This is a genomic window from Roseivivax sp. CAU 1761 (genome assembly GCF_054482755.1).
On record NZ_JBTLRM010000018.1, the window covers coordinates 43075 to 55420 of the forward strand.

Annotated in this window: 13 protein-coding genes; 7 read left to right on the top strand and 6 right to left on the bottom strand. The window is 70.3% G+C overall.

All coding sequences use genetic code 11. The annotated features are described in order from the left end of the window. Position 1: 1 nt before the first annotated feature. On the bottom strand, positions 2 to 604 hold the full coding sequence (locus ACXYMW_RS12255; RefSeq protein ID WP_459035613.1) for an alpha-ketoglutarate-dependent dioxygenase AlkB family protein: 603 nt from the start codon (positions 602 to 604) through the stop codon (positions 2 to 4). Positions 605 to 928: 324 nt separating this feature from the next. Here ACXYMW_RS12255 and dnaK point away from each other — a divergent pair, with 324 nt between their 5' ends. The 4 genes from dnaK (at position 929) to ACXYMW_RS12275 (ending at position 5989) form a co-directional block, all read left to right on the top strand. Further along, complete coding sequence (dnaK, locus tag ACXYMW_RS12260) at positions 929 to 2851, top strand: molecular chaperone DnaK (RefSeq protein ID WP_459035614.1); 1923 nt, start codon at positions 929 to 931, stop codon at positions 2849 to 2851. Positions 2852 to 2937: 86 nt separating this feature from the next. Then, positions 2938 to 4095, top strand: coding sequence for a molecular chaperone DnaJ (dnaJ, locus tag ACXYMW_RS12265; protein ID WP_459035615.1), 1158 nt, complete (start codon positions 2938 to 2940; stop codon positions 4093 to 4095). Between the two features lie 358 nt (positions 4096 to 4453). After that, positions 4454 to 5062 (top strand): outer membrane protein, encoded by a 609-nt coding sequence (locus tag ACXYMW_RS12270; RefSeq protein WP_459035616.1) that lies wholly within the window; start codon positions 4454 to 4456, stop codon positions 5060 to 5062. 135 nt (positions 5063 to 5197) lie between these two features. Next, positions 5198 to 5989, top strand: coding sequence for an inositol monophosphatase family protein (locus tag ACXYMW_RS12275; RefSeq protein WP_459035617.1), 792 nt, complete (start codon positions 5198 to 5200; stop codon positions 5987 to 5989). Positions 5990 to 6030: 41 nt separating this feature from the next. Here the strand turns inward: ACXYMW_RS12275 and ACXYMW_RS12280 are convergent, their stop codons facing one another. The 4 genes from ACXYMW_RS12280 to ald all read right to left on the bottom strand — a co-directional run bounded on the left by ACXYMW_RS12280 (position 6031) and on the right by ald (position 8728). Next, the gene (locus tag ACXYMW_RS12280) at positions 6031 to 6399 is read right to left on the bottom strand and encodes a GFA family protein (protein WP_459035618.1); all 369 of its coding nucleotides are present in this window, start codon (positions 6397 to 6399) and stop codon (positions 6031 to 6033) included. Beyond that, positions 6396 to 7139, bottom strand: a complete 744-nt coding sequence (locus ACXYMW_RS12285; protein WP_459035619.1) for a rhomboid family intramembrane serine protease — start codon at positions 7137 to 7139, stop codon at positions 6396 to 6398. The genes ACXYMW_RS12280 and ACXYMW_RS12285 overlap by 4 nt, the downstream gene beginning before the upstream one ends. Before the next feature lie 64 nt (positions 7140 to 7203). Beyond that, complete coding sequence (locus ACXYMW_RS12290) at positions 7204 to 7572, bottom strand: YigZ family protein (protein ID WP_459035620.1); 369 nt, start codon at positions 7570 to 7572, stop codon at positions 7204 to 7206. 37 nt (positions 7573 to 7609) lie between these two features. Beyond that, a complete protein-coding gene (ald, locus tag ACXYMW_RS12295) occupies positions 7610 to 8728 on the bottom strand; it encodes an alanine dehydrogenase (protein ID WP_459035621.1) in 1119 nt (372 codons plus the stop codon). A gap of 106 nt (positions 8729 to 8834) precedes the next feature. Between ald and ACXYMW_RS12300 the strand changes: the two genes are divergently transcribed. Continuing rightward, positions 8835 to 9323, top strand: coding sequence for an Lrp/AsnC family transcriptional regulator (locus ACXYMW_RS12300; RefSeq protein ID WP_459035622.1), 489 nt, complete (start codon positions 8835 to 8837; stop codon positions 9321 to 9323). 11 nt (positions 9324 to 9334) lie between these two features. Here the strand turns inward: ACXYMW_RS12300 and ACXYMW_RS12305 are convergent, their stop codons facing one another. Further along, positions 9335 to 10333 (bottom strand): hypothetical protein, encoded by a 999-nt coding sequence (locus tag ACXYMW_RS12305; protein ID WP_459035623.1) that lies wholly within the window; start codon positions 10331 to 10333, stop codon positions 9335 to 9337. A gap of 177 nt (positions 10334 to 10510) precedes the next feature. Between ACXYMW_RS12305 and ribB the strand changes: the two genes are divergently transcribed. Further along, positions 10511 to 11638, top strand: a complete 1128-nt coding sequence (gene ribB / locus ACXYMW_RS12310; protein WP_459035624.1) for a 3,4-dihydroxy-2-butanone-4-phosphate synthase — start codon at positions 10511 to 10513, stop codon at positions 11636 to 11638. Further along, entirely contained in the window at positions 11638 to 12189 is a 552-nt protein-coding gene (locus tag ACXYMW_RS12315) for a 6,7-dimethyl-8-ribityllumazine synthase (protein WP_459035625.1), read from the top strand. Before ribB ends, ACXYMW_RS12315 begins: the two co-directional genes overlap by 1 nt. The last annotated feature ends 157 nt before the right edge of the window (positions 12190 to 12346 follow it).

The window sequence follows — 12346 nt, forward strand, 5'->3', positions numbered from 1 at the left end:
CTCAGGTCACCACCCGCAGCGTCAGATTGATGCGCCCGCCCGCCGGCAGCAGGGTGGAGGAGCCGAAGCGGATGCGGTCGACGCCGTGATGGCGCAGCCGCGCCGCGCCGCCCATCACCACCACGTCGCCGGAGCGCAGCCAGCGCGATTCCGTGCGCCCGCCGCGGTCGCGGTTGCCCATCCGGAACAGCGCCTCGTCGCCGAGCGAGATCGACACCACCGGCTGGTCGAAATCGGCCTCGTCGCGGTCCTGGTGCAGGCCCATCCGCGCGCCTTCGCCGTACCAGTTGATGAGACAGCATTCCGGCGCCCGCGCCGCCGGCACCACGGCGTCCCAGACCGCCCGCACGCTGGCGGGGATCGGCGGCCAGGGCTGGCCATCGGGATGGGTCTCGCTGTAGCGGTAGCCGCGGCGGTCGGTGATCCAGCCGTAGCGCCCGGCGGCCGACATCCGCACCGACATCGGCTGGCCGCGTGGCGTCACCGGGCGCACCAGCGGCGCCTGCGCCAGCACCGCGCGCAGATCGGCCACCATGGCCTCCTGCGCGGCGCGGTCGAGCAGGCCGGGATGGAAGGTGAAGTCGCGCAGGGTGATCGCCGTCATCGCCGACAGGATAGGGCCGGGCGCCGGCGCGGCGAGGGCGGGAGCGCCGTGCCGCCCCCTGACCGGCCCGGCCCGGTGCGATCCGCGGCGCGGCGGCGGTTCCGGGCCGGCCGCGCCAAGGGCCGGGCGGGGCGGGCAAATCCGCCGCATCCGGCCGATTTGGCGCCCGCGGGCCGCTTGCAGGGCCAAAACCCGCTCCTTATATACCGTCCGAACGCGGAACCGGGGCTCCCCGGGCACCGCATCCATCACCGGGGCAGGATGCCGGAACGGGTCCCCGTGCCTCGGAGAATCGCCTTGAAGTCAAGAAGGGATCGAAACGTCATGGGCAAAGTCATCGGTATTGACCTCGGCACCACCAACAGCTGCGTCGCCATCATGGACGGCAGCCAGGCGCGTGTCATCGAGAACGCCGAAGGCGCCCGCACGACCCCCTCCATCGTCGCCTTCACCGAGGACGAGCGGCTGGTCGGGCAGTCGGCGAAGCGTCAGGCCGTCACCAACCCCACCAACACCATCTTCGGCGTCAAGCGCCTGATCGGTCGCCGCACCGACGACGCGCACCTCGCCAAGGACAACAAGAACATGCCGTTCGAGATCGTCGACGGCGGCAATGGCGATGCCTGGGTCAAGGCGCGCGGCGAGAAGTATTCGCCCAGCCAGATTTCGGCCTTCATCCTGCAGAAGATGAAGGAAACCGCCGAGAGCTACCTCGGCGAGGAAGTCAGCCAGGCGGTGATCACCGTCCCGGCCTACTTCAACGACGCCCAGCGCCAGGCCACCAAGGATGCCGGCAAGATCGCCGGTCTCGAGGTGCTGCGCATCATCAACGAGCCCACCGCGGCGGCGCTGGCCTATGGCCTCGACAAGAAGGACAGCAAGACGATCGCGGTCTACGACCTCGGCGGCGGCACCTTCGACGTGACCATCCTCGAGATCGATGACGGCCTGTTCGAGGTGAAGTCGACCAACGGCGACACCTTCCTCGGCGGCGAAGACTTCGACATGCGGATCGTCAACTACCTCGCCGACGAGTTCAAGAAAGAGAACCAGGTCGACCTGACCAAGGACAAGATGGCCCTGCAGCGTCTGAAAGAGGCGGCGGAGAAGGCCAAGATCGAACTCAGCTCGGCCAGCCAGACCGAGATCAACCAGCCGTTCATCTCGATGAGCTCCAACGGCCAGCCGCTGCACATGGTGATGAAGCTCACCCGCGCCAAGCTGGAAAGCCTCGTCGGCGACCTGATCAAGGCCTCGATCAAGCCCTGCCAGGCGGCGCTGAAGGATGCCGGGCTGTCGACCGACGACATCGACGAGGTGGTGCTCGTCGGCGGCCAGACCCGCATGCCGAAGGTCATCGAGGAGGTCACCAAGTTCTTCGGCAAGGAGCCGCACAAGGGCGTCAACCCGGACGAGGTCGTGGCCATGGGCGCGGCGATCCAGGCCGGCGTGCTGCAGGGCGACGTCAAGGACGTGGTGCTGCTCGACGTGACCCCGCTGAGCCTCGGCATCGAGACGCTGGGCGGCGTGTTCACCCGGCTGATCGACCGCAACACCACCATCCCGACCAAGAAGAGCCAGATCTTCTCGACCGCCGAGGACAACCAGAACGCCGTGACCATCCGGGTCTTCCAGGGCGAGCGCGAGATGGCGGCCGACAACAAGATGCTCGGCCAGTTCAACCTCGAGGACATTCCGCCGGCGCCCCGCGGCATGCCGCAGATCGAGGTGACCTTCGACATCGACGCCAACGGCATCGTCTCCGTGTCGGCCAAGGACAAGGGCACGAACAAGGAGCAGAAGATCACCATCCAGGCCTCGGGCGGTCTCTCCGACGAGGATATCGAGAAGATGGTCAAGGATGCCGAGGCCAATGCCGAGGCCGACAAGAAGCGGCGTGAGCTGGTGGAGGCCAAGAACCAGGCCGAGAGCCTGATCCACGCCACCGAGAAGTCGGTCGAGGAGCATGGCGACAAGGTCGACCCCTCCACCGTGGAGGCGATCGAGCTGGCGGTTGCGGCGCTCAAGGACGAGCTGGACAGCGAGAACCCGGAGAAGATCCGGGCCGGCATCCAGAACGTCACCGAAGCGTCGATGCGGCTCGGTGAGGCGATCTACAAGGCGCAGCAATCCGAAGGCTCCGACGAGCCGGAGGCCGAGCCCGCCGATCAACAGGCCTCGCGGTCGGATGACGACGATATCGTCGATGCCGATTTCGAGGACCTCGATGACAGCAAGCGGGCCTGAGGCCATCGTCTGCGGAACCTTTGACGGGGGGCCGGTCCGGATGCCGGGCCGGCCTCCTGCCGTTCCGCGAGCCAAGGAGGGCATGAATGTCCAAGCGTGACTATTACGATGTTCTCGGCGTCGCGAAGGGGGCCTCGGCGGACGAGATCAAGAAGGCGTACCGCCGCAAGGCGAAGGAACTGCACCCGGACCGCAATGCCGACAACCCCGAGGCCGAGGGCAAGTTCAAGGAGGCCAACGAGGCCTACGAGGTGCTCAAGGACGCCGAGAAAAAGGCGGCCTATGACCGCTTCGGCCACGCCGCCTTCGACGGCGGCATGGGCGGCGGGGCTGCCCGCGGCGGCCGCGGCGGCCCCGGCTTCGGTGCCCAGGGCGATTTCGCCTCGGCCTTCTCCGACGTGTTCGACGACCTGTTCGGCGACTTCATGGGCGGCGGCCGCGGCGGCCGGTCGCGGGCCGCGCGCGGCTCCGACCTGCGCTACAATCTCCGGGTGACGCTCGAGGAAGCCTACGAGGGCATGCAGAAGACCCTCAACGTGCCGACCTCGGTGCAATGCGGCTCCTGCTCGGGCTCGGGCTCCGAGGGCGGCGCCGAGCCCACCACCTGCCCGACCTGTTCGGGCATGGGCAAGGTGCGCGCGACGCAGGGCTTCTTCACCGTGGAGCGGACCTGCCCGACCTGTTCGGGGCTGGGCCAGATCATCAAGAACCCGTGCTCGAAATGCGGCGGCAACGGCCGCGTGCAGAAGGAGCGCGCGCTCAACGTCAACATCCCCGCCGGGGTGGAGACCGGCACCCGCATCCGGCTCGCCGGCGAGGGCGAGGCCGGGCTGCGCGGCGGACCGCCGGGCGATCTCTACATCTTCGTGGAGGTGGCGCCGCACGACATCTTCCAGCGCGACAGCGTCAACCTGCATTGCCGCGTGCCGGTCTCGATGATTGCCGCGGCGCTTGGCGGCGACATCGAGGTGCCGACCATCGATGGCGGCCGCAGCCGGGTGAAGATCCCCGCCGGCTCGCAATCGGGCCGGCAGATGCGCCTGCGCGGCAAGGGCATGCCGGCGCTGCGCGGCGGCGGCCAGGGCGACATGTTCATCGAGCTCGCCGTCGAGACGCCGGTCAACCTGACCGGCCGCCAGAAGGAGCTGCTGCGCGAATTCGAGGCGCTGTCCGAGGACAACAACCCCGAATCCAAGAGCTTCTTCAAGAGCGTGAAGGGCTTCTGGGACGCCATGAAGGGCTGAGCCGCGCCGCCTTTGGCGCCCGCCGCCCCGGGCTGACGACACGTCACCCCCGGCCCCCAGGGCCGGGGGTGTTTGCTGTCCGGGGCGGGGCTCCGCCCTACCGTTACCGACGGCTCGCGATCCGGCCCGTTCGGAACCCAATTTGGGCGCTTTCGTTGCAACCGCGTGAGGCCGCGCACCGGACCATGCGCGATCCTCCGCCGGTTCCCCCAAGAGACTGAAAATTATCGCCTTCGTGGCGCCGAGGCCGCCACGCTTACGTGAACGGCCGGGGCTGGAACGCGGGCCCCGTCTCGCCCATTTCCCCTGCAGTCACGGAGGCCACGCCTTCGAACGACAGAATATGGAGATACGGAACATGAAACGCATTCTCGTCCTCGGTACCGCCCTCGTCGCCACCGCAGCCCCGGTGGCCTATGCCGGCGGCCTCGAAGTGACCCCCGCCGAACCCGTCGTCGCACAGCCGGCCCCGGCGCTGACCGCGCCGGTCGAGCCGCTCTACAGCTTCGACGGGCTGTCGCTGGGTATCCAGGGCGGCAAGGCCTGGGTCGACACCGAGAACCCGGAAGCCGACGGCGAAGGCGGCACCTACGGCCTGCGCGCCTATTATGACCGCGACCTCGGCAACGTCATCGTCGGCGGCGGTCTGCAATACGACCGCGCCAACATCGATCTCGACGGCGCCGCAGAGGTCGAGAGCGTGCTGCGCGTCGGTCCCCGCGTCGGTCTCGACCTGAACCGCAACATGGTCTACGGCACCGCCGGCTACGCCAAGGCGTTCACCGAGGACGGCGCGCTGAGCGTCGGCGATTCGGGCGGCTACTTCGCCGGCATCGGCTACGAGGTCTTCCTCACCGAGGACGTGACCGCCGGCACCGAGGTCGTCTACCACAAGTTCGACGATTTCGACGGTGGCCTCGAAGCCGAGGCGACCACCGCCAACGTCTCGCTGAACTACCGCTTCTGATCCTGTCTGAACGCGGCACGGACGGGCGGCCCCGCGGGGCCGCCCCTTTTCCGTTGCGGCGCCGGCCCCGGCCCCTTGGCTTCGAGGTCCGGGCCGGATATACGCCCGCCCTGACGTCACAGAGGGGCCGGCGGAATGCAGGGCAGCGCCAATCTCAACATCATGATGAAGGCCGCCCGGAAGGCCGGGCGCTCGCTCGTGAAGGACTTCCGCGAGGTCGAGAACCTGCAGGTCTCCGCCAAGGGGGCGGGCGACTTCGTCAGCCGGGCCGACCTCGCCTCCGAGAAGATCCTCAAGGAAGAGCTGATGACGGCGCGGCCGAATTACGGCTGGCTGGCCGAGGAAGGCGGCGAGGCCGAGGGCACCGACCCGACCCGGCGCTGGATCGTCGACCCGCTCGACGGGACCACCAACTTCCTGCACGGCATGCCGCACTGGGCGATCTCCATCGCGCTCGAGCACAAGGGCCAGATCGTCTCGGCCGTGGTCTACGACCCGGCCAAGGACGAGATGTTCTACGCCGAGAAGGGCTCGGGCGCCTGGCTCAACGATTCCAAGCGCCTGCGCGTCTCGGGCCGCAGCCGCATGCACGAGGCGCTGTTCGCCACCGGGGTGCCGTTCGGCGCCAAGCGGACGCTGCCCGCCACGCTCAAGGACTTCGCGCGGCTGATGCCGCAATGCGCCGGCATCCGCCGCTGGGGCGCCGCCTCGCTCGACCTCGCCTGGGTCGCGGCGGGCCGCTACGACGGCTATTGGGAGCGCGAGCTGCAGATCTGGGACCTCGCCGCGGGCAGCCTGATCGCGCTCGAGGCCGGGGCCCTGGTGGGCGCCGTGCGCGAGGCGCAGACGCCGCTCGAGAGCGGCTCCATCCTCTGCGCCAACGGCCAGATCTACGACGCCTTCGCGCGGGCCATCCGCGCCGAGTGAGCGCGGCCTGTCCGCGCCGGGCGATCCGCGCCGGGTGCGGCTCAGCGGTCGGACGGGTGGTTGACCCCGTCGGTCCAGCGGATCGGCTCCAGATCGCGCGGATTGACGCCCTCCAGCGCCCCCAGATTCACGCCGCAGGCCGAGGGATCGGAGCGGCGGTTGTGGTACATGTAGATGCCGCAGGTGGCGCAGAAGTAATGCTTCGCCACGCGGGTGTTCCACTGGTAGAGCGTCAGGTTCTCGGCGCCCCGCAGGATCTCCACACCCTCCTTCGGCGCCATCACCGCGGCAGCGCCGCGGCGCCGACAATAGGAGCAGTCGCAGCGGCTGGCGCTGGCCAGGCCCTCGGGCAGGGTCACGCGCAGTTCCACGGCGCCGCAATGGCAGGTGGCGTGTCGGGTCTCGCTCATCGGCGTCTCCTCGGGATGCGGGGAATCTCGGTCAGGCTGCGCGGCGCGGGCGGATGCGGCGGGCGGCCGTGGCGCCGCGCCCAGGCCTTCGGACCGCCGCGGCGCAGCCAGAGCGGCAGGGCGAAGACGATGCCCGCCGCGAAGCCGCCGACATGCGCCCAATAGGCGACGCCGCCGGAATCGGCGGGGCTGCCGATGCCGCCGAAGGTCTGCAGCGCCAGCCACAGCACCAGCAGGATCCAGGCCGGCAGGGTGATCACCTTGAAGATCACCACGAGGATCACGAGGATGTCGACCCGCGCCTTGGGAAACATCAGCAGATAGGCCCCCATCACCCCGGCGATCGCCCCCGAGGCGCCGACCATCGGCACCGGGCTGAGCGGCGCCGCGACGACCTGCGCCGCCGCCGCCGCCAGCCCCGAGGCGAGGTAGAAGGCGAGGTAGCCCAGATGGCCCATCTCGTCCTCGACATTGTCGCCGAAGATGAACAGGAACAGCATGTTGCCGGCGAGGTGCAGCAGGCCGCCATGCAGGAACATCGAGGTGAGAAGCCCGCCATAGCCCTCGCCCACCGAAAGCCGCGCCGGGATCAGCGCCCAGTCCCAGAAGAACCGGTTGAGCGCCATGTCGTTGTCGAACAGCGACCAGTAGTTCAGGAACACGAAGATGTTGGCCGCGATCAGCGCGTAGGTGACGACGGGCCGTCGTCCGGAGGGGTTGTGATCGCGGATCGGGAACATGGCGCTCAAGCTGTGCCGCGCCGGGGGTGGCGTCAAGATGCGCGGGGCGCGCCGGGGCGCCGCCTCAGCCGTTCCGGCCGGGCAGCGCGTCGAGATAGGCCCGCACCGCGCTCTGGACGTGGCGGAAGCGGTCGCCGCCGAGATGCTTGCCGCCGAACCAGCGGGTGACCACCACGACGTGGTTCTCCAGCCCCTCGCGCTCCAGCATGCGCAGGATCACCGCGCCGGCGCCGGCCTCGCCGTCATCGGCCTTGACCGGGCCCTCGGGCAGCAGCGCGGCCCAGCTGTTATGCGTGGCCTTGGCGAACTTCTTGCGGCGCTTGAGGTCCTTGACCAGCGCCTCGGCGGCGGCGCGGTCGGCCGCCGGGCCGCCGGCGACCGCGTATTTCGAGCCGCGGTCGCTGAACAGGTTGTCGAGCACCAGAAGCGTCATGGCCGGGGCGATGCCGCGCCCGGGCGCCGCCGTCAAGTCACCCCTTGAGCGCCAGCCCCGGCGAGGTCACGTCGATGCCGAGCGCCCGGCCGACCGCGTAATTGGTCAGCTTGCCGGCATGGACGTTGAGCCCGGCCAAGAGGTTGGGGTCGTCGTGGCAGGCTTGGCGCCAGCCCTTCGCCGCCAGCGCCAGCATGTGCGGCATGGTGGCGTTGCCGAGCGCCAGGGTCGAGGTGCGCGGCACCGCGCCGGGCATATTGGCGACGCAGTAATGCATGATGCCGTCGACCTCGTAGACCGGGTCCTGGTGGGTGGTGGGCTTCGAGGTCTCGAAGCAGCCGCCCTGGTCGATGGCGACGTCGACCAGCACCGCGCCGGGCTTCATCTCGGAGAGCTGCGCGCGGCTCACCAGCTTGGGCGCGGCGGCGCCGGGGATCAGCACCGCGCCGATCACCATGTCGGCATCGGCCACCAGCTCGGCGGTGGCGGCGGCGCTGGAATAGAGCGTCTTGAACTCGCCGCGGAAGGCGTCGTCGAGATAGCGCAGCCGCGGCAGCGAGCGGTCGAGCACGGTGACGTCGGCGCCCATCCCGGCGGCCACCCGCGCCGCCTGGGTGCCGACCACGCCGCCGCCGATCACCAGCACCCGCGCCGGGCGCACGCCGGGCACCCCGCCCATCAGCACGCCGCGCCCGCCATTGGCCTTCTGCAGCGTCCAGGCGCCCATCTGCGGCGCCAGCTTGCCGGCGACCTCGGACATCGGCGCCAGGAGCGGCAGGCCGCCGCGCTCGTCGGTCACCGTCTCGTAGGCGATGCAGGTCGCGCCCGAGGTCATCAGGTCGCGGGTCTGGTCCGGATCGGGGGCGAGGTGCAGGTAGGTGAAGAGGATCTGGCCCTCGCGCAGCATCGCCCGCTCGCCGGCCTGCGGCTCCTTCACCTTCACCACCATCTCGGCCTCGGCGAAGATCTCCGCGGCGCTGCCCAGGATGCGCGCGCCCTGGGCCTCGTAATCTTCATCCTCGAAGCCCGCGCCGTGGCCGGCCCCGGACTGGATCAGCACCTCGTGGCCCTGCGCCACCGCCTCGCCGGCGGCGCTCGGGGTGACGCCGACGCGGAATTCCTGCGGCTTGATCTCGGTCGGGCATCCGATCTTCATGGCGGTCTCCTCTCTCTCCTTGGCTTGAAGATGGCGCGTCGCGGGTGCAATGTCAGACGCGATCTGCGGCGCCCGGGGCGCATTTATCGAAAGGATCTTCGACACTTTGGCCGAACTGCGACAGAAAGCGCCCATCGCCGAACTCGACGAGACCGACCGCCGCATCCTCCGCGTGCTGCAACGCCGCGGCCGCATCTCCAACGCCGAGCTGGCCGAGGAGGCCAATCTCTCGGCCTCGTCCTGCCACCGCCGGGTGGCGCGTCTGGAGCGCTCGGGCCTGATCTCGGATTACGTGGCGCTGCTCGACCCGCGCCGGCTGGGCCTGCCCGCCACGGTCTTCGTGGAGATCACCCTGGCGGCGCAATCCGACGAGATCCTCGATGCCTTCGAGACCGCGGTGCGGCGCGTGCCGGACGTGCTGGAATGCCACCTGATGGCGGGCTCGGCGGATTACCTGCTGAAGCTGGTGGCCGAGGACACCGAGGATTTCGCCCGCATCCACCGGCAATACCTGACCCGGCTGCCGCATGTCACGCAGATGCAATCCTCCTTCGCGCTGCGCACCGTCTGCCGCACCACCGCGCTGCCGGTCTGAGCGCGGGCCGCTCAGGCCTTCGGCGCCGCGCGGATGCGCCGGTCCGGGCCCGGCGGGTCGGTCAGCCAGGAGACGAAGCGGCCCTTGACCAGCCAGCTTGCGCCGAAGGCCCAGAGCGCCGCGGTCTCGGCCCAGAAGGTGAGGTTGCGGCGGTCCCAGCCGGCGCGCAGATCCTCGGGCAGCAGCGCCTTCAGCGCCAGCGCCAGCACCGCCGCGAAAATCACCGCGCCAGAGACTCGGTAAACGGCGTTGCGCAGCCGCTTGCGCCGGGTGAGCCGGACCGCCCGGGGCCGCACGCCCGCCGGGTCCGTGGGCGCCTGCCCGTCCTCGGCGAGCGCGTCGGGCGACTGTACCCGGGTGAAGACGGTCCAGGCGAAATGGCCGAGGATCAGGAACATCACCCCCGCGGCGAGGTGGTGGATGGCGGCCACCAGATGCGCGAAGCCGCCCGGCGCGAGCGCGAAGGCCGCGCCGAAATCGAAGAACAGCCGCGTCTCCACCGCCAGGCCCGGATCGCGGTCGGGGTCGAGAAAGCCCGCCGGCGTCTCGGCGAAGGCGCGCATCATGTCGCCGGTCTCCGGGCAGCCGGTGCCGGCGGTGGGAAAGATCGCGATGGCGAAGGCGGCGAGCCCCGCGACCTTGGCGAGCCGGATGTCGGTGCCGGTATGGCTCATGTAGCCGTCGATCCGCACCATGCGGCCGGCCTCGGCGCTGCCGGCCGGGGCCCGCGCGGTGTAGAAGATCGCGAGCAGCGCGCCGATGATCCAGAGCGCGCCGACGAAGACCTCTGAGCCGAGCCGGCTGTAATAATGGTGGCTGAGCGAATCGAGTCCGCCCGCCGCCGCGCAGGTGCCGGTGAGCCGGCCCAGCGCCCAGAGCGCCACCGGCAGCGCCACCGCGATGGCGCCCACGGTCAGGTTCACCCGCCGCAGGTTGACCGCGAAGGGCAGGTCCTCGGCGATGGCGGCCGGGGTTATCGGGGGTATCGGGGTGGTCTGGGTCTCGATCATGCGGGTCTCTCCCTGCCGGGCCGGGCACTTGCCGCCCCGGAGGCTAGCACGGGGGCCCGCCGGGGCTCAAAGCGCGCGGCGCGCCGCGGGGCGCGGCGGCGCCGTTGCGGCAACGTCGTGCTGGCCTTTGCGGCGCCGAGCGATTATCCCGCCGGCAACCAGACAGACGGATGCGCCATGACCCAATACGAGAGCCCCGGACAGGTCGAGCAGGACTGGAGCGACGCGATCTCCTCGGTCGAGGAGATCCTCGAGGATGCCCGCAACGGCCACATGTTCATCCTCGTCGACCACGAGGACCGCGAGAACGAGGGCGACCTGGTGATCCCGGCGCAATGGGCGACGCCGGACGCGATCAACTTCATGGCCACCCATGGCCGCGGCCTGATCTGCCTGTCGATGACCTCCGAGCGCATCGCCGAGCTCGGCCTGCAGCTGATGTCGTCGAACAACTCGTCGCGCCACGAGACCGCCTTCACGGTCTCCATCGAGGCCCGCGAGGGGGTGACCACGGGGATCTCGGCGGCCGACCGGGCGCGCACCGTGCAGGTCGCCATCGACGCCTCCAAGGGGCCCGGCGACATCGCCACGCCGGGCCATGTCTTCCCGCTCCGGGCCAAGGATGGCGGCGTGCTGGTGCGCGCCGGCCATACCGAGGCGGCGGTCGACATCGCGCGTCTCGCCGGCCTCAACGCCGCCGGGGTGATCTGCGAGATCATGAACGAGGACGGCACCATGGCGCGGCTGCCCGAGCTGGTGGCCTTCGCGCAGCGCCACGGCCTGAAGATCGGCACCATCTCCGACCTGATCGCCTACCGCCGGCGCCACGACAACCTCGTCCGGGTGCAGAAGGAGGAGGTGGTGACCTCGGAATTCGGCGGCGAGTGGACGATGCGGATTTATTCCGACACCACCCATGGCGACGAGCACGTGGTGCTGATCAAGGGCGACATCGCCGGGCCCGACCCGGTGCTGGTGCGGATGCACGCGATGGACCCGATGCTCGACGTGGTGGGGACCGGGCCGCGCGGCCGCGCCGACGAGTTCCGCGACGCCATGCGCGAGGTCGATGCCGAGGGCCGCGGCGTGGTGGTGCTGCTGCGCGACACCGCGATGAAGCTCGACCACCCCGACGCGGCGAGCCCGCGCACCCTGCGGCAATACGGGCTGGGGGCGCAGATCCTGTCCTCGCTGGGGCTGTCGAAGCTCGTCCTGCTGACCAATTCGCCGATCCCCAGGGTGGTGGGGCTCGACGCCTACGGGCTCGAGATCGTCGGCACCCGCAAGATCACGGAGCATGCCTGATGGCCTCGTCGGAAGCCCATTACACCCTGCCGCGCGCCGCGCTCGACCGCCCCGCCAAGGTGCTGATCGTGGTGGCGCCCTATTACCGCGACATCGCCGACGAATTGCTGGCCGGCGCCCGCGCCGAGATCGAGGCCGCGGGCGCCAGCCACGAGACCGTCGAGGTGCCGGGCGCGCTGGAAGTGCCAACCGCCATCGGCATCGCCGGGCGGATGTCGAATTTCGACGCCTATGTGGCGCTGGGCTGCGTGATCCGCGGCGAGACCACGCATTACGAGACCGTGTGCAATGACAGCTCGCGCGGGCTGACGCTGCTCGGCCTGCAGGGACTCTGCATCGGCAACGGCATCCTGACCGTGGAGACCTACGAGCAGGCCCGGGTGCGGGCCGAGGCGGCGGGCCAGAACAAGGGCGGCGGCGCCGCGGCGGCGGCCTTGCATCTTCTGGCGCTGACGCGCAGATGGGGGGCTGCACGCGGCGGCGTGGGCTTCCAGCCCGCCCGCGACGAATACCAGATCGCCGGCACGCCCGGGGGAGCTTCCACGACATGAGCACCGAGACCGGGAAGGGCGACCGCAGGTCGCCCGAGGCCCGACAGATGAAGAAGCTGCGCCGCTCGGCGGCGGGGGGGGGGGGGGGGGGGGGGGGGGGGGGGGGGGGGGGGGGGGGGGGGGGGGGGGGGGGAGGGGGGGGGGGGGGGGGGGGGGG

Excerpts from the sequence above, each read along its gene's own strand:
- ACXYMW_RS12255 (WP_459035613.1), bottom strand. The coding sequence starts at position 604 with ATGACGGCGATCACCCTGCGCGACTTCACCTTCCATCCCGGCCTGCTC.
- dnaK (WP_459035614.1), top strand. The coding sequence starts at position 929 with ATGGGCAAAGTCATCGGTATTGACCTCGGCACCACCAACAGCTGCGTC.
- dnaJ (WP_459035615.1), top strand. The coding sequence starts at position 2,938 with ATGTCCAAGCGTGACTATTACGATGTTCTCGGCGTCGCGAAGGGGGCC.
- ACXYMW_RS12270 (WP_459035616.1), top strand. The coding sequence starts at position 4,454 with ATGAAACGCATTCTCGTCCTCGGTACCGCCCTCGTCGCCACCGCAGCC.
- ACXYMW_RS12275 (WP_459035617.1), top strand. The coding sequence starts at position 5,198 with ATGCAGGGCAGCGCCAATCTCAACATCATGATGAAGGCCGCCCGGAAG.
- ACXYMW_RS12280 (WP_459035618.1), bottom strand. The coding sequence starts at position 6,399 with ATGAGCGAGACCCGACACGCCACCTGCCATTGCGGCGCCGTGGAACTG.
- ACXYMW_RS12285 (WP_459035619.1), bottom strand. The coding sequence starts at position 7,139 with ATGTTCCCGATCCGCGATCACAACCCCTCCGGACGACGGCCCGTCGTC.
- ACXYMW_RS12290 (WP_459035620.1), bottom strand. The coding sequence starts at position 7,572 with ATGACGCTTCTGGTGCTCGACAACCTGTTCAGCGACCGCGGCTCGAAA.
- ald (WP_459035621.1), bottom strand. The coding sequence starts at position 8,728 with ATGAAGATCGGATGCCCGACCGAGATCAAGCCGCAGGAATTCCGCGTC.
- ACXYMW_RS12305 (WP_459035623.1), bottom strand. The coding sequence starts at position 10,333 with ATGATCGAGACCCAGACCACCCCGATACCCCCGATAACCCCGGCCGCC.
- ribB (WP_459035624.1), top strand. The coding sequence starts at position 10,511 with ATGACCCAATACGAGAGCCCCGGACAGGTCGAGCAGGACTGGAGCGAC.
- ACXYMW_RS12315 (WP_459035625.1), top strand. The coding sequence starts at position 11,638 with ATGGCCTCGTCGGAAGCCCATTACACCCTGCCGCGCGCCGCGCTCGAC.